Here is a 19,009-nt window from a genome sequence, read left to right as displayed (position 1 = left end):
GGTTTACACGACCGCCGCCCAATGTCACACTCGTTCAGTCAGATTGAACGAATGTGACATCGGGCGCGGTCGTGCGGGGTGGGGACGAGGGGCTGGGGACGGCTACTCGACGTGATCACGCACTTCGAGCAGCCCTTCCATCACCGCGTGGTTGATGCTGTCGCGCAGACGGGGGCAACCGTCCTGGATGGCCGTGGGTTCTCCGGCGGCCGCGCGGTCCCGGAACGTGGGACATGTCTGTGCCGGGTCGCCCATCCACTGGACGCTGGTGTGTTTCAAACTGTTCTTACGCACCAGCACGCAGGTGCCGCAGGTACGGCACTCGACCGTGGTCAGCCCCGAGTCGAGGTAGTCGGCCTTGTCGGCCACCGTCTGTGCATGAATGGCCTCGAGCCGCGCGGGTTGCCCGGCGAAGCTGGGGGCTTTGGCCCATTCGGCCGAGGCACTCATCATCAGACCTGCGCTTCCTTGTTCTCGGACGCCGCGTTTTCCGACACTTCGGTCTTCTCCGCGGCCTCCTTCTCGGCTTTCTGCCGGGCGAGGTTTTCTTCGACCTCGCGCTCCCAGGCCTCGTTGGCCTTGGTGGTGTCGACCTCGAACTCGAAGCGTTGCGTCATCTTCTCGGTGACGTCGGCGACGTCGACGTAGAACTGTTCGTACCAGCGTCGCAGCTGATAGACCGGCCCGTCTTCCTCGCAGAGCAGCGGGTTCTCGATCTTGGTCTTGTTCTTCCAGATCTCGACGTCCTGGAGGAAACCCTCGCTGATGCCCTCGGTGAACTTGCGTGCCAGCTTGTCCGAGGTGGCGTCGTCGATACCTGTCGGCTTCTTGACGGTTACACCCCATTGCAGGACGAACGAGTTGGACGTCACCGGGTAGTGGCAGTTGATCAGGACGCTTTCGACCTCGTAGCCGCCATAGCTGTTCCACAACGGATTGATCATGTAGGAGGGTCCGTAGTAGGCGGCCTCGGACCGCAACAGGGATTCCATCCCGTATTGCGTGGCCATCCCGACGTCGGGACGGCCCTTGGTGTTGAGGTATTGCGCAGCGATGTGGCCTTCGAAGACGTTCTTGAAGTATGTCGGGAAGGCGTAGTGGATGTAGTAGAAGTGCGCCATGTCCACCACGTTGTCGATGATCTCGCGGCAGTTGGCCCCCTCGATGAGCAGGGAGTTCCACGTCCAGTCAGTCCACTCGGGCGTGCCGTAACCCTCGATGTCGGGGATGGTGATCTCCGGCGGCGGTGGATTGCCCTCGGGGTCGTTCCAGACGAAGAGCTGGCCGTTCTTCTCGAGGGTGGTCCAGGCACGGGTCCGTGCGATCGGCGGCACTCGGCGTGCGTAGGGAATCTCCGTGCACTTGCCGTTGCCGCCCCAGCGCCAGTCGTGGAACGGGCAGGCGACGGAGTCGCCCTTGATCGAACCTTGTGACAGGTCGCCGCCCATGTGCCGGCAGTAGGCGTCCAGCACCTTCAGGTCGCCACTGCTGTCGGCGAAGACGACGAGTTTGGTACCGAAGGCCTCGACCGAGTGCGGCCCGCCGTCCTTGAACGACTTGGTCAAACCGAGGCAGTGCCAACCACGAGCGAAGCGGGTCTGGACCGTGCCTACATCGATCTCGCGAATCTGCGCCATTGTGCCTTCACATCCCTTCATGCTGTTAGTAGAACACGTTATAGAAGTTCGTCGAGATCCGCTAGATTTCAGGCACGGTTCTTCGTGCGCCATCGCCTCAAACTGGGGTTTCGGGCGAGTCTCGACATAAATGGGAACGTGTTCTAGTCTCAGATGCAAGTGAAACATCGGATAGACGGGAGCGTCCTGTGGGTGACCACGACAGTAACGAGGTGATGCAGCGACTCGACGCGCTGCTGCCGATGCTGCGAGAACGTGCGCAGGAGACCGAAGATTTGCGTCGGATCCCCGACGAGTCCATCAAGGCGCTCCAGGAGACCGGGTTCTTCCGTCTGCTGCAGCCGGAGCAGTGGGGCGGATACCAGTCCGATCCTGTCTTGTTCTATTCGGCAGTGAAGAAGATCGCCAGTGCCTGCGGGTCCACCGGTTGGGTGTCCTCGATCATCGGGGTGCACAACTGGCATCTCGGCCTCTTCTCGCAGGAGGCGCAGGAAGACGTGTGGGGTATCGACACCGATGTGCGCATCTCGTCGTCGTACGCACCGATGGGTGCGGGCGAGGTCGTCGACGGCGGATACAAGGTCAACGGCGCCTGGGCCTGGTCGTCCGGCTGTGACCACGCCAGTTGGGTCGTGGTCGGCGGGCCCGTCATCAAGGACGGCCGGCCCGTGGACTTCGGCAGCTTCCTTATTCCGCGTGAGAACTACCGTATCGACGACGTGTGGAATGTCGTCGGGCTGCGCGGCACCGGCAGTAATACGGTTGTCGTCGAGGACGTCTTCGTGCCGCGGCACCGCTTCCTGAGCTTCAAGGCGATGAGCGATCTCACGGCGCCCGGTCTCGAACGAAACACCGCCCCTGTCTACAAGATGCCTTGGGGGACGATCCATCCCACGACCATCTCCGCGCCGATCGTGGGCATGGCATACGGCGCCTACGACGCGCACGTCGAGCATCAGGGCAAGCGCGTTCGCGCGGCGTTCGCCGGGGAGAAGGCGAAGGACGATCCGTTCGCCAAGGTGCGCATCGCCGAGGCGTCCAGCGACATCGATGCGGCCTGGCGTCAGCTTTCCGGTAACGTCGCCGACGAGTACGCATACCTGTTGGCCGGCAAGGAAGTTCCTTTCGAACTCCGCCTCCGGGCCCGTCGTGACCAGGTGCGTGCCACCGGCCGCGCCATCGCCTCCATCGACAAGTTGTTCGAGAGCTCGGGGGCGACGGCACTATCCAACGGGACTCCGCTGCAACGTTTCTGGCGAGACGCTCACGCCGGACGCGTGCATGCGGCGAATGACCCGGAGCGCGCCTACGTCATGTACGGCACAGGCGAGTTCGGCCTGCCGATCACGGACACGATGGTCTAGGAGAACGCGTGACGACGACTGAAGAAGCCATCACCTTCGAGTCCACCTCGCGGTTCGCGCAGGTGCGCCCCGACCTGAAGCTTCACTACCATGAGGCCGGGGTCGGCAACGACACCACAATCGTGTTGCTGCACGGCGGCGGTCCCGGCGCATCGTCGTGGTCGAACTTCTCCAAGAATATCCCGGTGCTCGCCGAGAAGTTCCACGTGTTGGCCGTCGACCAGCCCGGTTACGGGCTGTCCGACAAGCCGACGGAACATCCGCAGTACTTCGTGCACAGCGCCTCTGCGCTGAACGATCTTCTCGACACCCTGGGAGTCACCGGGCGGGTTCACCTGCTGGGCAACTCGCTCGGGGGTGGCGCCGCGGTGCGGTTCGCGCTCGACTACCCGGACCGGGCGGGCCGGCTCGTCCTCATGGGCCCCGGTGGACTGAGCGTCAACCTGTTCTCTCCCGACCCCACCGAGGGCGTGAAGAATCTCGGCAGGTTCAGTGCGCCGCCGGAGGGTCCCACCAAGGAGAAGCTCGAGGCTTTTCTCCGCGTGATGGTCTACGACCAGTCGCTGATCACGCCGGAACTCGTCGAGGAGCGGTTCGCCGCCGCGAGCACCCCGGAGTCGCTGGCTGCGGCCAGGGCGATGGGTAAGTCGTTCTCCTCCGCCGATTTCGAGAAGGGGATGCTCTGGCGAGACGCGTACAAGCTACGTCAGCGGGTGCTCCTGATCTGGGGCCGCGAGGACCGCGTCAACCCGCTCGACGGCGCATTGGTGGCTCTGAAGATGATTCCGCGGGCCCAGTTGCACGTCTTCGGTGGGTGCGGCCATTGGGCTCAGCTGGAGAAGTTCGACGAGTTCAACCGGTTGGCAACTGATTTCATTCTGGACGGAGGTAAGTGATGAGTATCCGGTCACTTGCATACATGCGCATCGAGGCCACCGACATGGCGGCCTGGCGTGAGTACGGTCTCAAGGTTCTCGGGATGGTGGAGGGCAAGGGTTCCGATCCGCAGGCGCTGTACCTGCGGATGGACGACTTCCCGGCCCGTCTCGTCATCGTCCCCGGCGAGAAGGATCGGCTCGCGGTGTCGGGCTGGGAGACGGCCGACGCCGCAGACCTGCAGCAGGTTCGGGACAACCTGTCGGCGGCGGGGGTGCCGTTCAAGGAGGGCACCGCGGAGCAGTTGAAAGACCGCCGCGTGGATGAGCTCATCACGTTCGACGACCCGTCCGGTAATACGCTCGAGGCGTTTCACGGTGCGGCACTCGAACATCGGCGTGTGGTGAGCCCCTACGGCCACAAGTTCGTCACGGGTGAACAGGGGCTCGGGCACGTTGTTCTCTCGACCACCGACGACGAGGCTTCGCTCCGTTTCTACCGCGACGTTCTCGGCTTCCAGCTCCGCGACTCCATGCGGATGCCTCCGGAGATCGTCGGCCGGCCGTCGGACGGTGCGCCCGCCTGGCTGCGGTTCTTCGGATGCAATCCGCGGCACCACAGCCTGGCGTTCCTGCCGATGCCCACACCCAGCGGTATCGTGCACCTGATGATCGAGGTCGAGAACTCGGACGATGTCGGACTCTGCCTGGACCGCGCGCTGCGCAAGAACGTGAAGATGTCGGCCACGCTTGGCCGGCACGTCAACGACCTGATGCTGTCCTTCTACATGAAGACCCCCGGCGGGTTCGACGTCGAATTCGGTTGTGAGGGACGTCAGGTGGAGGACGAGAACTGGATTGCGAGGGAGAGTACCGCGGTCAGTCTGTGGGGTCACGATTTCAGTGTCGGGATGCAGCCGTGAGTGAGCCGACCGGCACGGAACCGGCCATCGATCCTCGTCGGTTCCGTACCGTGCTCGGCCAGTTCTGCACCGGCGTCACCATCATCACCACGATGGACGACGGCACGCCGGTGGGCTTCGCGTGCCAGTCCTTCGCCGCGCTGTCCCTCGATCCGCCTCTGGTGCTCTTCTGCCCGACCAAGGCGTCGCGGTCGTGGGCGGCGATCGAGCGCAGCGGTCTTTTCTGTGTCAACGTCCTCTCGGAGGAACAGCAGTCCACCTGCGCCCGGTTCGGGTCGCGGGAATCGGACAAGTTCGCGGGTGTGGACTGGTCGGCGTCGCCGCTGGGTTCACCGATCCTGACCGGGTCGCTGGCCCACATCGACTGCGCCGTCGAGACCGTCCACGACGGCGGCGACCACTGGGTGGTGTTCGGCCGGGTCTCGTCGCTCGGCGAGATCAAGGAGGAGCGGCCACTGCTGTTCTACCGCGGGCAGTACACGGGTATCGAGCCGGACAAGACCGTGCCGGCGCCGTGGCGGGACGACCTCGAGGCCTTCCTCACCACGACCTCCGAGGACACCTGGTTGTAGGGCACCGCACTCCTACAGTGCATGCCGACTACAGTGCGATGCCGATGTATTTGGTTTCGAGGAACTCGTCGATACCGGTGAGTCCGCCCTCGCGGCCGAGGCCCGATTCCTTGACCCCGCCGAACGGGGCGGCGGGATTCGACACGACACCTTGGTTGAGCCCCACCATTCCGGACTCGAGGGCTTCGCTGACCCGCAGGCCGCGCTTGAGGTTCTCGGTGTAGACGTATGCCACCAGGCCGTACAGGGTGTCGTTGGCGCGTTCGATTGCCTCTGCCTCGGTGTCGAACGTGCTGATCGCGGCGACGGGTCCGAAGATCTCGTTGTGGCACATCTCGGCGTCGTCCGGGACGCCGCTGAGCACCGTTGCCGGGTAGAAGTTGCCGGGGCCATCGAGGGGTTGGCCTCCGGTCAGCAGGGTCGCTCCGCATGCGACGGCATCGGTGACGAGACTGCCGACCTTCCGCACCGCGGCCTCGTCGATCAACGGCCCGACCACGACGCCGTCGTCGGTGCCGCGTCCGACGGGTAGCGCCTTCATCCGCTGGGTGAGCCTGAACGTGAATTCCTCGGCCACGCTGCGATGGACGAGGAACCGGTTGGCGGCCGTGCAGGCCTGCCCGATGTTGCGCATCTTCGCGGCTATCGCGCCGTCGACGGCGTCGTCGAGATTCGCGTCGTCGAAAACGAGGAAGGGCGCGTTCCCGCCGAGTTCCATCGACGTCCGCATCACCGTGCGGGCGCACAGTTCGAGAAGGTGCTTGCCGACGGCGGTGGATCCCGTGAACGACAGCTTGCGTGAACGGTCGTCGAGGATGAGCGGAGTGATCACCTCTTCGGGGGAGGAGGTGGTGACGACGTTGACCACCCCATCGGGAAGTCCTGCCTCCACCAGGATGTCGGCGAGGGCGAGGATCGACAGCGGTGTCTGCGCTGCCGGTTTGATCACCGACGTGCAGCCGGCGGCGATGGCGGGACCGATCTTGCGGGTGCCCATAGCCATGGGGAAGTTCCACGGTGTGATGAGGATGCTCGGGCCCACCGGCTGGTGGGTGACGAGGAAGCGCGAGCCACCCCCCGGGGCCGTCATGTATCCGCCGTCGATACGCACGGCCTCCTCGGCGAACCAGCGGAAGAATTCTGCGGCATAGGCGATTTCGCCGCGTGCCTCGATGAGTGGCTTGCCCATCTCGAGTGTCATGATCAGTGCCAGTCGATCGACGTTGTCGAGAAGCAGGCGGTGCGCGTTCATCAGGATGGTGCTGCGTTCACGCGGCGTGGTGGCCGCCCACGACGCCTGCGCTGCCACCGCGGCGTCGAGTGCGTCGCCGGCCTCCGTGGCGTCCGCGTCGGCGACGGTGCACAGAACCGCGCCCGTCGACGGGTCGTGGACCGGCATGGTGCGCGCGCTGTCCCGCCATTTTCCGCCGATGAAGAGGCCGGTGGAGACAGATCGGATCGCGTCGTCCTCGAGCATGCGCATGTTCCCCGTTCCATTGCCTTGTTGACCCAACCATGTTATTCATATTGTTGACAATCTGACAATAGTTCTGGGAGGTCCCCGTGACCCGACTTTCTCCACTCCTCGCGCAAGCCACGCCCGTGACCGTCGATCACGGGGAGGGCTGTTACCTCTACGGCACCGACGGCCGACGCTATCTCGACTTCACCGCAGGCATCGGCGTGACCAGCACCGGACACTGCCATCCCCACGTGGTGGAGGCGGCCCGCAGACAGGTCGGCTCCCTGATCCACGGTCAGTACACGACGGTCATGCATCAACCGCTGCTCGAACTCACCGAACGGCTCGGATCGGTGCTGCCCGACGGGCTGAACTCGCTCTTCTTCGCGAACTCCGGAAGCGAGGCGGTCGAGGCGTCGTTGCGACTGTCCCGGCAGGCGACCGGACGCCCCAACGTGATCGTCTTCCACGGCGGGTTCCACGGCCGAACAGTGGCAACAGCGACGATGACCACTTCGGGCACCCGGTTCTCCGCGGGATTCAGTCCACTGATGGGAGGCGTGCATGTGGCCCCGTTTCCGACGGCCTATCGCTACGGCTGGTCGGAGGAGGAGGCCACCGCCTTCGCGCTGAAGGAACTCGACTACATCTTCGCGACACTCACCGCACCGAACGAGACGGCCGCGTTCGTCGTCGAACCAGTCCTCGGTGAGGGCGGATACGTTCCGGGCAACACCGCGTTCTTCCAGGTACTGCGCGAACGTGCGGACCGGTACGGCATTTTGCTCGTGATCGACGAGATCCAGACCGGTTTCGGCCGCACCGGCAAGTACTTCGGCCACCAGCACTTTTCGGTGCGCCCGGACATCATCACCATCGCCAAGGGGTTGGCGAGCGGATTCCCGCTGTCGGGCATCGCGGCGTCGGAAGAGTTGATGGCCAAGGCGTGGCCCGGCTCGCAGGGGGGAACCTACGGCGGAAACGCGGTGTCGTGCGCTGCCGCTGTCGCGACGCTGGAGGTGATCGAGAAGGAAGATCTCGTCGCGAATGCCGCCGAGCGAGGAGTGCAATTGCTGGACGGCACGCGCCGAGCCGCCGATGAGGGCGTGGGGGACGTGCGCGGCCTCGGACTGCTTGTGGGCAGCGAGTTCACCGCCCCGGACGGCACTCCCGATCGCGCCCGGGCGACCGCGGCTCAGCAACTCGCAGCAAAGAAGGGCCTGTTGCTTCTGACCTGCGGTGCGTACATGAACGTGGTACGGATGGTTCCACCCCTCGTCGTGTCCGCGCAGCAGATCGAGGACGCATTGGCGATCTGGTCCGAGGTACTCGACGAAATCCACCTGTGAGTACTTCTTAACCACGCGTGGTTAAGAAGTACTCACAGGTGCAGAGCAGGAGGTTTCATGGCTCGCTACATCACGATCACCCTCGACAAGCGCGGCGTGACGTGCCGCGCCCGGTTGCTCGACGCCGAGGCGCCGCTCACCTGCGACGCAGTATGGAACGCCCTGCCGCAGAGCGGTGACGCCTATCACGCCAAATATGCGCGGAACGAGGTGTACACGCTCGTTCCGCGGATCATCGAGGCGCCGCATCGCGAAAACCCCACGGTCACCCCGATCCCGGGAGATGTCTGCCTGTTCGACTTCGAACCGTGGGAGATCGGCAACTCTGCATACGGGTACGAGCCGGGGTCGGAGGCTCACGCCGCCCAGGGCGCCACGGATCTCGCTATCTTCTACGGGCGCAACAACCTTCTGCTCAACGGCGATGTCGGATGGGTGCCCGGCAACGTGTTCGCGGCGATCGAGGAAGGGCTGCCCGAACTCGCGGCTGCCTGCAACGACCTGTGGATGCGCGGCGTCGAGGGCGAAACGATGAGCTTGGCGCGAGGTTGACCCGCCCGCGAGCCGCCTGTCGCTCGCGGGTGACGCTCGCACCTGCCGGTCAGGAGGAGCCGAATGGCCCGGGCCCGCGTTCGTCGATGGGCGACCCCCGCTCTTGGTCCTGGTCTCGATCCCGTTCACGCTGACCGCGGTCGTCGTCGCATTCGCCCTGTTGGTTCTGGCGGTCCAACTCCATCCGCCAGTTGTTGTCCGGGTCGCACTGCTCCTGCCACGACGGCTCGGCCGACGCCACCGGGGCGGTCACCGACGGGAGGGCGACGACGAGTCCTGCGGGAAATGTGGCGAGCGCTCCGGCCACCATTGCTTCGAACAGAAGGCCACGTGTGCCGGCCTTCCTGGTGGTGTTCATTTGTGGTGCTCCTTCGGCGAGTTGTGAAGCCGTCGGATACGGGACCCCTCTGTGGATGCTGTCCGCGCTGACCGTGGAATATGCATCCTGCCGTGTCGCGCTGATGGTGTTCATGGGCGATGTATAGGTAGCCCATTGCGATTATATGACTGTCGGCGGTGTCGTGATCTCGCCGTCCGGGCGGTGTCGCGAGCGTGGAAGGTGGGACCCGAGCGATCAGCCCAGCACGTACTCGACGAAACGGGCGACCGCCAGCACCAGGTCGTCGGAATGCCGGGGCCCGATGATCTGCAGGCCCACCGGCAGTCCGGCCGCCGTGCTGCCCACCGGCAGGCTGATCGCAGGCTGTTGCGTGAGGTTGAACGGGTAGGTGAACGGGGTCCACTGGGGCCAGCCGGTGAAATCGCTGCCCGGCGGCACATCGAAGCCGGCTTCGAAGGCGGGAATGGGCATGGTCGGGGTGATCAGCACGTTGTGGGCGAGGTGGAACTTCCCCATGGTGACTCCCACGTCGGCAGCGACCGCGCGTGCATCGAGATAGTCGATCGCGCTGTACCTCTCGCCCCGCTCCCACGCCAGCAGCAGTCCGGGGTCCACCTTGTCGCGTGCCCCCTCGGGGAAGTTCTTCAGCATGGCGGCGGCACCGGAGGCCCAGAGGATCTCGAAAGCGTCCAGGGGGTCGGTGAATCCGGGGTCGGCGGCGGTGACGGGCAGTCCGGCTGCGTCGAGCGCCGCGACCGCGCGGTCGACGATCGCGCCGACTTCCGGGTCGACGGCAACGTAGCCCAGTGTCTTCGAGTAGGCGACACCGAGTCCGACGACATCCCTGTTGATCTCACCGCGGTAGGTGGCCGGCGGCGGGGCGAGGGACGCGGGATCGCGCGGGTCGGGCAGGGACAGGATGTCCATCAGGAGCGCTGCGTCCTCGACCGTCCTGGTGAGGGGGCCGGCATGTGCAAGCGGTCCGAACGGGCTCGCCGGGTACAGGGGAATTCTGCCGTGGGTCGGCTTGAATCCGATGACGCCGCAGAACGACGCGGGGATGCGAATGCTGCCCCCGCCGTCGGTGCCGACGGAGCAGGGCCCGAGCCCGGCGGCGACGGCAGCGGCACTGCCGCCGGACGATCCGCCGGAGGTTTTCGAAGGATCGGCGGGATTGCGGGTGGTGCCGCAGAGTGCGCTGTCGGTGACGGCCTTCCAGGCGATCTCGGGGGTCGTGGTCTTACCGAGAAGAACCATGCCGTCTTCGCGCAGGCGGGCCGCGACGGGACTGTCCACGTTCCAGGGCTGGTCTTCGTCGATGGCTTGTGAACCGCGGAGCGTGGGCCAGCCGTCGGTGAGGAATACATCCTTGACGGAGACGGGGACGCCGTCGAGCAGACCCTGGGAGTAGCCCGTGTTCCACCGCTCCTCCGAGCGCTTCGCCTGGGCGAGTGCTCGTTCTTCGTCGACGAGGCAGTAGGCATTGACGATGGGGTTGTTCTCGGCGATGGCGTCGAGCACTGCCCTCGTTGCTTCCACCGGCGAGAGCTCTCCGGACGAGTACGCCGTGACCAGTTCGACGGCGGTCATGTCGGTGGGATTCATGGCGAACTCCTTAGCCAGGACTTGCGGACCGGGTCATTCATCGGCTCGGTACGTACCCGAGGTGTTTGTCTACGACATTCTCGAGGGGAAGGCCCTCGAACCAGCGGTCGAAATTTTCGGCGAACACGGAAATCAGAGCATCGCGCCATCCGGCGAAGTCACCGGAATTGTGGGGAGTGACAGAAACGTTGGGCATGGACCACAGAGGATGATCAGCCGCGAGCGGCTCGGTGTCGAACACGTCGAGCGCAGCGCCCGCGACCGTACCCGACCGCAGTGCGGCTACGAGGTCGTCGGTACGAACCAGTTCTCCGCGACCGACATTGATGAACCGGCTCCCGGGCTTCATCGCGGCAAATGTGGAGTCCCGGAACATATGCCGGGTCTCCTCGGTCAGCGGCGCCACCGCGATCACGTAGTCGGCCTCGCCGAGCTGCCGGGGGAGTTCGGCGGGGGCGGTGACGATGTCGAAGTCGGGGTCGGCGGTGCGTGCGCGGCGCCCCGAGCCCCGGACGATCATGCCGACGGCGCTCAGCAGGCGCGCGATGGCACGGCCGATGGGTCCGGTTCCGACCACCAGCGCCCTGCTGCCGGCAATTCGTTCCGATTCCCGGTGCTTCCAGGTGTGAGCCTGTTGCAGACGTAGCGATCCGGGAAGATCCTTCGCGAAGGAGAGGATCTGCGCCAGAACGTATTCGGCAATCGCCCCGTCGAACACCCCACGTGAGTTGGTGACGACGACCTCACTTTCACGCATCTCCGGGAACATGACGGGATCGACGCCGGCTGCGGCGATGTGCAGCCACTGCAGGGAGCCGGCCGCATGCCACGCTCCCGGGACCGCGTCCGTCAGGAAGTCGTAGACGAACAGCACGTCGGCGCCGTCGAGAGCGCCCGCGAGTCCGGCCTTGTCGCAGTAACGAACCTCCGCGCGCGCCGCGACCGGTGCCATCAGGCTGTCGCTGGGCGGGTCGTCGGCATGAAGCACCGCGACGATCGGTTTCCGTCTCACGTTGACACCGTATGAGGGGCTTGTACGATTGTCAACAATCTGAGAATGTACTGGCGTCTGCCGCAGACTGTGAAAGGTGAGGCCCGGTGTGGAACTGAACATTCCCGAATTCGACGGGCCGCTCGCGCAACGGGGAATTGGAATCATCGCCCCGTTCGATCTGGCTCTCGAACGAGAACTGTGGCGGTGGGCGCCGCTCGAGGTGAGCCTGCACCTGGCACGAACGCCGTACGAACCGGTCCCCGTGAGTCTCGAAATGGCCGAACTCGTCTCCGAACGCCGCCACCTGATGGCGGCCACGCGCGACGTCCTGCACGTCGAACCCGAGGTCGTCGCCTATCTGTGCACGTCGGGAAGTTTCATCCACGGCCTGGACTACGAGCGCACGCTGTGCGAGGCGATCTGTGAATCCGGCGCACAACAAGCGGTCACCACGTCGGGCGCACTCGTCGAGGCCATCGGTCAGCTCGAACTGAGCAGACTGTCGGTCATCACCCCGTACGACGAACCGCTCACCGAACGTTTGCACGAGTTCCTCGCCGAGGCGGGCACGGAGGTGATCCGGTCCGACCACCTCGGACTCGGCGGCGGCATCTGGAAGGTCAACTACCGCACCATCGCCGAGCGCATCATCGCCGCTGACGATCCGAGCTCCGAGGCCATCTTCGTCAGTTGCACGAACCTGCCCACCTACGACCTGATCGCCCCGCTCGAACGCGCGCTCGGCAAACCGATACTCACTGCCAACCAGCTGACCGTCTGGGCGTGTCTGGGCCGCATGAAGCTGCCCATGACGGGCCCGGGCAAGTGGCTCAGAAACGTCTTCTGAGAGAAACCGAGGAGAACACGTGACACCCACCGTGGGATTCATCTACCCGGACCACGCCGCGGAGGACGACTACCCGTTCGCGGCGGACGCGCTCGGGGTGGACCTGCCGGTCGTGCACATCTACGGCACCGATCTGCATGCGGTGCCCGAGCTCCTCGATCTCGGCAGTCCCGCGAAGCTCTCCGAGGGGGCGGCGCTGCTCGCGGACGCGGAGCCGGACGCGGTGGTCTGGGCATGCACGTCGGGCAGTTTCGTCTACGGACCGGACGGCGCCCGGCAACAGGCCGACAGCCTGGCCGCGGTGACCGGCGTGCCCACCTCGAGCACCAGTTTCGCGTTCGTCCACGCGCTGCGCGCTCTCGGTATCACCCGGGTTGCTGTTGCAGCGAGTTATCCGCAGGAGGTGGCCCGGCTCTTCGTCGACTTCCTCGCCGCGGCAGGGATCGAGGTGCTGTCGATGTCGAGTGCCGGCATCGACACCGCCGCCGAGGTCGGCCTGCTCACCCCCGCACAGGTGGTGGACCTGGCGGTCGAGAACGACCACCCCGACGCCGAGGCACTGCTCGTCCCGGATACGGCGATGAGGACCCTCGGCGCGCTGAGTACTCTCGAGCAACGCCTCGGTAAGCCGGTACTCACTGCTAACCAGGTGACCATCTGGGAAGGCCTGCGTCTCGCCGGCCACACGGTGGTGCACCCCTCGTTCGGAATCCTGTTCGGGACGGTCACGGAGAAAGGACCTCGGTCATGGCATTGACTGACCTGGCACCGGTGAGTCGACTGTCGACTGCCGAAATCATTGCGGACCAGTTGCGGACTGCCATCATGAAGGGCGTTCTCGAGCCGGGCACCCAGCTCGGTGAGGCCGAACTGGCCGCGCATTTCCAGGTTTCCCGGGGACCCCTGCGCGAGGCGATGCAGCGACTCGTGTCCGAGGGCCTCCTCCGCAGCATCCGCAATCGCGGAATCTTCGTGACGGAGTTGACGCTCGACGACGTAGTGGACGTGTATCGCAGCCGTTCGGTGATCGAGCGGGGCGCTCTCGAAATGATTCTCGACGACGAGCGCCGCGAGGCGGCGTACGTAGCACTCGAACCTGCCGTCGTCGCGATGCAGGCCGCAGCCGAGCGCGGCGACGCGGCGGCGGTCTCGGACGCCGACCAACTGTTCCATCAGATCCTGGTGGAGTGCTCCGATAGCCCGAGGCTCGTCCGTGCCTCGCGGACGTTGCTGATCGAGACCCGAATGTGCATGGGCGCGTTGCAGACCACCTATGACGACATCCGTGAGCAGGCTCAGGAACACGCAGAATTGCGGGAGGCCATTCGGTCCGGTTCTGTCTCGGACGTGCACGCGCTGCTGGCGCATCACCTGGACGACGCGGTCCAGCGGCTGAGGAAGGAACAACAGACTCTGTCGTCGTAGGCGGCGTAGTCGGATGTCCGAAGGAGGGACACATGACGCAGGTAGCTCAGGTGCAGAGATATACCGACGGTCGGGACCGCTACCCGACTCGGATCGGGTGCGAGCCGTCGACGCTCCCGCGGCGTGAACCCACGGTGTGGGGGAGACCGTCCGATGGGCCTTTCGACGCGGAGTCGCTGGCACGTCATGAGGCGCGCGGATTCACGATCATCCCGGACCTGCTCGGGCCCGGCGAGGTGTCGGTGTTCCGCGACGAACTCGAACGGCTCTCACGCGATCCGCACATGCACGAGAGTGGTCGCGTGATCCGCGAGCGGGGATCCGACGAGGTTCGTTCCGTCTTCGACGTGCATCGGTGCAGCGCGCTGGTCGCAGAGCTGGTGCGCGACGGCCGTATCCTCGACCGCGCGCGGCAACTGCTCGGCTCGGACGTCTATCTCCACCAGAGCCGGATCAACTCGATGCCCGGGTTCAAGGGCACCGGTTTCTACTGGCATTCGGACTTCGAGACCTGGCACGCCGAGGACGGCATGCCGGTCCCGCGCGCGGTGAGTTGCTCGATCACCCTCACCGAGAACTACCCCTTCAACGGATCTCTGATGGTGATGCCGGGCTCGCACACGCGGTTCGTCCAGTGCGTGGGGGCGACGCCCGAGGACAACTACACCTCGTCGCTCGTCTCGCAGGAGGTGGGTGTTCCGCGCCGGGAGGATGTGAGCCTCATGGCGGCCGAATTCGGGATCGAGCAGTTCACCGGCGCTGCCGGCACCGCGCTCTGGTTCGACTCGAACGTCATGCACGGTTCGGGAAACAACATCACGCCGTATCCCCGGTCGAACATCTTCCTGGTGTTCAACAGTGTCGAGAACGCGTTGACCGCGCCGTTCGGCGCGAAGATCCCACGCCCCGACTACATCGCGTCCCGCGATTTCACGCCGCTGACCTGAACCACCCCTTTGCGGGGAGTTCCCGCAAGCCCAGGACATCGGCGACGGCACCCCGCCGCCGATGTGGTCCCAGCCTCGCGGTAGGTCAGTGCGAGGTGATGGCCCTGGGCGCGCAGATCGCCTCGACGAACTGGCCGACGGCATGTTCCGGAAGGTTCCGGGCTATGTCGGCTTCGCTGATCATCCCGACCAGACGGTGGTTGTCGATCACCGGAAGGCGACGAACCTGGTGTTCCTCCATCACGGTGAGCGCTTCTTCCACAGTCGCGTCGGCGTCCACGTGGTAGGTGGTGCCCTGCGCGAGCTCACTCGCCGTCATCGTCGCGGGGTCTTTCCCGGCGGCGAGGCATTTGATGACGATGTCCCGGTCGGTGATGATGCCATGGAGGTGATCGTCGTCGCCGCAGATCGGCAATGCTCCCACGTCCAATTCGCGCATGCGCTGCGCCGCGGCGGTGAGGGTGTCGTGTTCACCGATACACGTCGCGCCGGTGTGCATGATGTCGCGGGCTGAAGTCATGATGTCCTCCGAAATGTTGAGATGTGGATCTGCTTACTTCTTCTTGCCGGTATCGGCCGGCGCCGATTCCTTTGCTGTGACCTGATGGTCGGCACAGGTGGCCTCGATTTCGTCCTCGGACCGCGGAAGATATGGATGCTGACTCTTCAATTCGATCGCACGGGCCGGTTCCGGCGGTAGGGCCAACGGTCCCTTGTAGACGGCCCCGCGGCACGAGCACTATGCAGGGGGATGGGTGCGGCGTGCGACCGCGGGTCAGACCGGGTGTGCGTCTCCGAATGTCATCTTCAGGTCCGGAATGGACGAGGAGATCATTGCCCGGTGCGGAAGTCCGAGCGAGCGCAGTTCGTCGGCGATGGGGTGACTGCCCAACTTCAATTCGGCGCCGCCCGGTCGCGAGCGCACCCCGCTCGGCTTCATTTCCCAGGTGGTGAACCGGGTGACGCCGTCGAGGTGGGAGTAGGCGGCAAGAGACGTACCGGTACCCGAACCCGGCAGTGAGATACCGGGTTTCACGCTGAGCTGGGCGATGAGCCGATTGTCCTGGCTCACCGCGCCACGTTTGACGGAGCTGTCGTGGTCGGCGTCGAAGTGCGCGAGTGTTTTCGGAAACCCCCAGATTCCCCGGCCCGCAGCCAGCGTGAAGTCGCCGTCGACGGGCAGGTGGTGGATGAACGCGCCGGCCCGCCCCTTCGCCAGGGCCGACAGATCCTGCGGAACCGTGCCACCACGAGAGCGATGGTCCCGGACGAGAAAGGACACCCCGAACTCGTTGTAGGGGCCGAGGTCTCCGTCCACATAGTCGACGAAGACGAGAACGCAGATGCCACGTCCGGGCCGGAACTGGAGGATCTCCAAGCCTGAGTAGTCGATCAACTTCTGGGCGGCGTCCGTCGGCACCGAGTACATCGCGGTGAAGGCGGATGCCTGCCGGATCTCGACCGGCATCTCCACCTGCTTGCCCAGTATCTGATGTGCGGTCACGGCGTGACCACTCCCCGCAGCGCGTCCTCACCGAACATGGGCTCGAACAGGGAGCTGAAGTCCGGGCCGCGCCGCAGCATCTGTCCGCCGTCGACGTTGATGATCTGTCCCGTGATCCAGGTGGACTCCGGTCCGAGGAGGAACTTGGCGAGCGCCGCGATATCGGTGACCTCACCGATCCGGGCGATCGGGGTGTTGGCCATGTAGTCGTCGAGAATGGGCCCGCCGTCGGTGATGAGCGTGACCAGATCGGTGCGGGTCAGCCCCGGGCGGATGCAGTTGACGCGCACATTGCTGGCCCCGAGTTCATCCGCAGCGAGTCGGGTCAGGTTGTCGATCCCCGCCTTGGACGGGCCGTAGGCCCCGAACCACCGATGGGTGTTGCTGCTTGCGATCGACGAAATCGTGACGATGGAACCGCCACCTCCAGCGACGAGCGCCCGCGCGGCGTGCTTGATCGTCAGCATGGTGCCGGTGACGTTGAGGTCCACCGTCCGGCGCCAGGCATCGACGTCGAGTTGGGTCACCGGTCCCACTGTTTCGTTGCCACCGGCGCAGGAGACCAGGCCGTCGAGCCGTCCGGTGCGTTCGCTCGCCTTCGCAACGGCACGGATGACGTCGTTCTCGTCGGTGACGTCGGCAGCGACGGTCTCGACGGATCCGCGCGGGTTGCCGCTGTTGATCTCGTCTGCCGCGTTCTTCAGCTTCTCCTCGCTGCGCCCGCAGATGGTGACGTGCGCTCCCTCGCCGGCGAGAAGCGTTGCCACCCCCAGCCCTATGCCACTACCGCCGCCGGTGACGAGCACTGCCTTCTCGTCGAATCCGCCGCTGCCGTTGCTGACCACGTACACCTCCGGGTTGTGGGAACTGGTGTCACTTCTCGCGGCGCGATGCAGGCAGCTGAACTGCCTGAACTTGCGGCGATATCACTGCACCATAGTAGGAACAGGTTCTATTATCGGGGCACGCTTCACACGATTCAATGCTGAGGAGTTGGCCGCGATGGCGGACAGGCCGAGATTCGATCTGATCGACGGACGGTTCTACTCGGGCGAACTCGGTGACACCCGCGAGGCGTACGCCTGGATGCGGGCTCACGAACCTGTGTACCGAGATCATGCGAACGGCATCACCGCAGCGGCGAGCTACGACGCCGTGCTGACGGCGGAACGCGACCCGGAACTGTTCTCCAGTGCCGGCGGCATCCGGCCGGGCGTAGGTCCGCTGCCGCAGATGATCGACATGGACGACCCGGAGCATCTGCAGCGGCGACGACTGGTGAATGCGGGATTCACCCGCAAGAACGTGGAAGCGAAGACGGAACGGATCCGCGAGATCTGCGACCAGTTGATCGACGCGGTGTGCGAGCGCGGCGAAGCCGACTTCGTCCGGGACCTGGCGGCGCCCCTCCCGATGGCGGTGATCGGCGACATGCTCGGTGTGCGCCCCCACGACCGCGGCACGTTTCTGCAGTGGTCCGACGACCTGATGAACGCGCTGGGCAGCAACGTCACCGAGGAAAGCCTGCAGGCGCAGATGAACGCCTACATGGCCTTCAACGAATTCACTCGGCGGACCATCGAACAGCGGCGTGCGAACCCCACCGACGACCTCACCAGCATCCTCGTGCACAGCGAGGTCGACGGTCATCGGCTCAGCGATTCGGACATCGTCGGTGAAACACTGCTGATTCTCATCGGCGGCGACGAAACCACCCGCCACGTGCTCAGTGGTGGCATGGAGCAGTTGATGCGGCATCCGGAGCAACAGGCGCGTCTGGTCGAGAATCCCGAGCGGATCCCGCAGGCGATCGAGGAAATGCTGCGCTGGTCCTCCCCGATCAAGAACATGTGCCGCACCGTCACCCGCGACATCGAATTCTTCGGCACCGCACTGCATCAGGGCGAGAAGATGATGCTGCTGTTCGAATCGGCCAACTTCGACGAGTCCGTGTTCGAGGACCCGAACACCTTCGACATCGAGCGGTCACCCAACCCGCACGTCGCCTTCGGATTCGGCACCCACTTCTGCCTGGGCAACCAACTCGCCCGCCTCGAAGCTCGAATCATGTTCGAACAGTTACTGGCCCGACTACCGGACATGACGTTGGCGGACGACGCTCCGCTGCGCCGCCGTCCCGCCAACTTCGTGTCCGGGCTCGAGGCGATGCCGGTGAGGTTCGAAGCGGTATGAGGTCGTGACGACGGTCGGTCGCTTATCGACCTGTCGCAGAAGCGATTCGGGCCGCAACTTCCGCCGCGACAGCCAGTGACTCAGGGTCCTCTGCAGCCGAGTAGCTGTCTGTGGACGGATCGTAGGTGGCTCCGGCGATCGACCCATGGTCGGCGTCCAGTTCGGCGAACTCGACCGGCCAATTGTTCTGCTTGAGGGTTGACGCGAACGTTCGGCTCGCCGCAACCGGGACAATGTCGTCCGCCACCCCGTGGAGGAGGGTGAACGGTGGGCGATCGTCACCGTCCGGCAGTTCTGCGGCCAGCTGTCCGCCGGAAGTCGGGTCCCAGGCTGTGAAGGCGCCGGCAAGGCACACGGTGTGGGCAATTCGGATGTCGAGACGTCGGTGGATCGTCACGTCCGCTGCGGCTGCGCCGCCGA

The 19,009-nt window shown here is 65.1% G+C and carries 20 protein-coding genes and 1 pseudogene; 11 read left to right on the top strand and 10 right to left on the bottom strand.

The features are described 5' to 3' along the window. Nucleotides 1-102: 102 nt before the first annotated feature. Nucleotides 103-450: a hypothetical protein gene (locus WAW17_RS32835; RefSeq protein WP_422337004.1), complete on the bottom strand. Its 348-nt coding sequence runs from the start codon at nt 448-450 to the stop codon at nt 103-105. A gap of 2 nt (nt 451-452) precedes the next feature. After that, a complete protein-coding gene (locus WAW17_RS32830; protein ID WP_422337001.1) occupies nt 453-1,637 on the bottom strand; it encodes a Rieske 2Fe-2S domain-containing protein in 1,185 nt (394 codons plus the stop codon). Nucleotides 1,638-1,852: 215 nt separating this feature from the next. On the opposite strand from WAW17_RS32830, the gene hsaA reads away from it, so the two are divergent. Genes hsaA through hsaB form a run of 4 tightly spaced genes read left to right on the top strand, consistent with a single transcriptional unit; the run spans nt 1,853 to nt 5,371 of the window. Beyond that, nucleotides 1,853-3,001, top strand: coding sequence for a 3-hydroxy-9,10-secoandrosta-1,3,5(10)-triene-9,17-dione monooxygenase oxygenase subunit (gene hsaA, locus WAW17_RS32825; protein ID WP_422337003.1), 1,149 nt, complete (start codon nt 1,853-1,855; stop codon nt 2,999-3,001). Between the two features lie 8 nt (nt 3,002-3,009). Beyond that, a complete protein-coding gene (gene hsaD / locus WAW17_RS32820; RefSeq protein WP_422337000.1) occupies nt 3,010-3,897 on the top strand; it encodes a 4,5:9,10-diseco-3-hydroxy-5,9,17-trioxoandrosta-1(10),2-diene-4-oate hydrolase in 888 nt (295 codons plus the stop codon). Further along, nucleotides 3,897-4,799: an iron-dependent extradiol dioxygenase HsaC gene (gene hsaC / locus WAW17_RS32815; RefSeq protein WP_422336999.1), complete on the top strand. Its 903-nt coding sequence runs from the start codon at nt 3,897-3,899 to the stop codon at nt 4,797-4,799. The genes hsaD and hsaC overlap by 1 nt, the downstream gene beginning before the upstream one ends. Next, entirely contained in the window at nt 4,796-5,371 is a 576-nt protein-coding gene (gene hsaB / locus WAW17_RS32810; RefSeq protein WP_422336998.1) for a 3-hydroxy-9,10-secoandrosta-1,3,5(10)-triene-9,17-dione monooxygenase reductase subunit, read from the top strand. The genes hsaC and hsaB overlap by 4 nt, the downstream gene beginning before the upstream one ends. 28 nt (nt 5,372-5,399) lie before the next feature. Here the strand turns inward: hsaB and WAW17_RS32805 are convergent, their stop codons facing one another. Continuing rightward, a complete protein-coding gene (locus tag WAW17_RS32805; RefSeq protein WP_422337002.1) occupies nt 5,400-6,848 on the bottom strand; it encodes an NAD-dependent succinate-semialdehyde dehydrogenase in 1,449 nt (482 codons plus the stop codon). Between the two features lie 86 nt (nt 6,849-6,934). Between WAW17_RS32805 and WAW17_RS32800 the strand changes: the two genes are divergently transcribed. Both WAW17_RS32800 and WAW17_RS32795 read left to right on the top strand, forming a co-directional pair. Continuing rightward, nucleotides 6,935-8,182 carry an aspartate aminotransferase family protein gene (locus WAW17_RS32800; protein WP_422336997.1) on the top strand — a complete coding sequence of 416 codons (1,248 nt, stop codon included), beginning with the start codon at nt 6,935-6,937 and terminating at the stop codon, nt 8,180-8,182. Between the two features lie 57 nt (nt 8,183-8,239). Continuing rightward, a complete protein-coding gene (locus WAW17_RS32795; protein WP_422336996.1) occupies nt 8,240-8,734 on the top strand; it encodes a DUF3830 family protein in 495 nt (164 codons plus the stop codon). A 49-nt stretch (nt 8,735-8,783) separates the two neighbouring features. Here the strand turns inward: WAW17_RS32795 and WAW17_RS32790 are convergent, their stop codons facing one another. From WAW17_RS32790 to WAW17_RS32780, 3 genes are all read right to left on the bottom strand, one after another. Then, on the bottom strand, nt 8,784-9,092 hold the full coding sequence (locus WAW17_RS32790) for a hypothetical protein (RefSeq protein ID WP_422336995.1): 309 nt from the start codon (nt 9,090-9,092) through the stop codon (nt 8,784-8,786). Between the two features lie 216 nt (nt 9,093-9,308). Further along, on the bottom strand, nt 9,309-10,679 hold the full coding sequence (locus WAW17_RS32785; protein WP_422336994.1) for an amidase: 1,371 nt from the start codon (nt 10,677-10,679) through the stop codon (nt 9,309-9,311). A 37-nt stretch (nt 10,680-10,716) separates the two neighbouring features. Next, nucleotides 10,717-11,691: a D-2-hydroxyacid dehydrogenase gene (locus WAW17_RS32780; RefSeq protein ID WP_422336993.1), complete on the bottom strand. Its 975-nt coding sequence runs from the start codon at nt 11,689-11,691 to the stop codon at nt 10,717-10,719. Nucleotides 11,692-11,779: 88 nt separating this feature from the next. On the opposite strand from WAW17_RS32780, the gene WAW17_RS32775 reads away from it, so the two are divergent. Genes WAW17_RS32775 through thpD form a run of 4 tightly spaced genes read left to right on the top strand, consistent with a single transcriptional unit; the run spans nt 11,780 to nt 14,892 of the window. Then, on the top strand, nt 11,780-12,520 hold the full coding sequence (locus WAW17_RS32775; RefSeq protein WP_422336992.1) for a maleate cis-trans isomerase family protein: 741 nt from the start codon (nt 11,780-11,782) through the stop codon (nt 12,518-12,520). Nucleotides 12,521-12,539: 19 nt separating this feature from the next. Further along, nucleotides 12,540-13,277: a maleate cis-trans isomerase family protein gene (locus WAW17_RS32770; RefSeq protein ID WP_422336991.1), complete on the top strand. Its 738-nt coding sequence runs from the start codon at nt 12,540-12,542 to the stop codon at nt 13,275-13,277. Beyond that, nucleotides 13,268-13,945, top strand: a complete 678-nt coding sequence (locus WAW17_RS32765; RefSeq protein WP_422336990.1) for a GntR family transcriptional regulator — start codon at nt 13,268-13,270, stop codon at nt 13,943-13,945. Before WAW17_RS32770 ends, WAW17_RS32765 begins: the two co-directional genes overlap by 10 nt. 32 nt (nt 13,946-13,977) lie before the next feature. Then, nucleotides 13,978-14,892 carry an ectoine hydroxylase gene (gene thpD / locus WAW17_RS32760; protein WP_422336989.1) on the top strand — a complete coding sequence of 305 codons (915 nt, stop codon included), beginning with the start codon at nt 13,978-13,980 and terminating at the stop codon, nt 14,890-14,892. An 85-nt stretch (nt 14,893-14,977) separates the two neighbouring features. Here thpD and WAW17_RS32755 read toward each other — a convergent pair whose 3' ends face one another. From WAW17_RS32755 to WAW17_RS32745, 3 genes are all read right to left on the bottom strand, one after another. Next, entirely contained in the window at nt 14,978-15,412 is a 435-nt protein-coding gene (locus WAW17_RS32755) for a CBS domain-containing protein (RefSeq protein ID WP_422336988.1), read from the bottom strand. Nucleotides 15,413-15,667: 255 nt separating this feature from the next. Continuing rightward, nucleotides 15,668-16,396 (bottom strand): acetoacetate decarboxylase family protein, encoded by a 729-nt coding sequence (locus tag WAW17_RS32750; protein WP_422336987.1) that lies wholly within the window; start codon nt 16,394-16,396, stop codon nt 15,668-15,670. After that, nucleotides 16,393-17,247, bottom strand: a complete 855-nt coding sequence (locus tag WAW17_RS32745) for an SDR family oxidoreductase (RefSeq protein ID WP_422336986.1) — start codon at nt 17,245-17,247, stop codon at nt 16,393-16,395. Before WAW17_RS32745 ends, WAW17_RS32750 begins: the two co-directional genes overlap by 4 nt. A 151-nt stretch (nt 17,248-17,398) precedes the next feature. Between WAW17_RS32745 and WAW17_RS32740 the strand changes: the two genes are divergently transcribed. After that, a complete protein-coding gene (locus tag WAW17_RS32740; protein ID WP_422336985.1) occupies nt 17,399-18,589 on the top strand; it encodes a cytochrome P450 in 1,191 nt (396 codons plus the stop codon). A 22-nt stretch (nt 18,590-18,611) separates the two neighbouring features. Here WAW17_RS32740 and WAW17_RS32735 read toward each other — a convergent pair. After that, nucleotides 18,612-19,009 (bottom strand): annotated as a pseudogene (locus tag WAW17_RS32735) (esterase); the annotation flags it as partial.

The sequence above is a fragment of the Rhodococcus sp. (in: high G+C Gram-positive bacteria) genome (assembly GCF_049286785.1).
Lineage (GTDB): Bacteria > Actinomycetota > Actinomycetes > Mycobacteriales > Mycobacteriaceae > Rhodococcus_F.
Note: the sequence above shows the minus strand (reverse complement) of the source record. Positions and strands in the feature narration are given on the sequence as shown.

What these genes read in the sequence shown, in the direction of transcription:
- WAW17_RS32740 (WP_422336985.1), top strand. Translation starts at nt 17,399, where the DNA reads ATGGCGGACAGGCCGAGATTCGATCTGATCGACGGACGGTTCTACTCG.
- WAW17_RS32785 (WP_422336994.1), bottom strand. Translation starts at nt 10,679, where the DNA reads ATGAATCCCACCGACATGACCGCCGTCGAACTGGTCACGGCGTACTCG.
- WAW17_RS32805 (WP_422337002.1), bottom strand. Translation starts at nt 6,848, where the DNA reads ATGCTCGAGGACGACGCGATCCGATCTGTCTCCACCGGCCTCTTCATC.
- thpD (WP_422336989.1), top strand. Translation starts at nt 13,978, where the DNA reads ATGACGCAGGTAGCTCAGGTGCAGAGATATACCGACGGTCGGGACCGC.
- WAW17_RS32755 (WP_422336988.1), bottom strand. Translation starts at nt 15,412, where the DNA reads ATGACTTCAGCCCGCGACATCATGCACACCGGCGCGACGTGTATCGGT.
- hsaA (WP_422337003.1), top strand. Translation starts at nt 1,853, where the DNA reads ATGCAGCGACTCGACGCGCTGCTGCCGATGCTGCGAGAACGTGCGCAG.
- WAW17_RS32765 (WP_422336990.1), top strand. Translation starts at nt 13,268, where the DNA reads ATGGCATTGACTGACCTGGCACCGGTGAGTCGACTGTCGACTGCCGAA.
- WAW17_RS32790 (WP_422336995.1), bottom strand. Translation starts at nt 9,092, where the DNA reads ATGAACACCACCAGGAAGGCCGGCACACGTGGCCTTCTGTTCGAAGCA.
- hsaC (WP_422336999.1), top strand. Translation starts at nt 3,897, where the DNA reads ATGAGTATCCGGTCACTTGCATACATGCGCATCGAGGCCACCGACATG.
- WAW17_RS32795 (WP_422336996.1), top strand. Translation starts at nt 8,240, where the DNA reads ATGGCTCGCTACATCACGATCACCCTCGACAAGCGCGGCGTGACGTGC.
- WAW17_RS32830 (WP_422337001.1), bottom strand. Translation starts at nt 1,637, where the DNA reads ATGGCGCAGATTCGCGAGATCGATGTAGGCACGGTCCAGACCCGCTTC.
- WAW17_RS32835 (WP_422337004.1), bottom strand. Translation starts at nt 450, where the DNA reads ATGAGTGCCTCGGCCGAATGGGCCAAAGCCCCCAGCTTCGCCGGGCAA.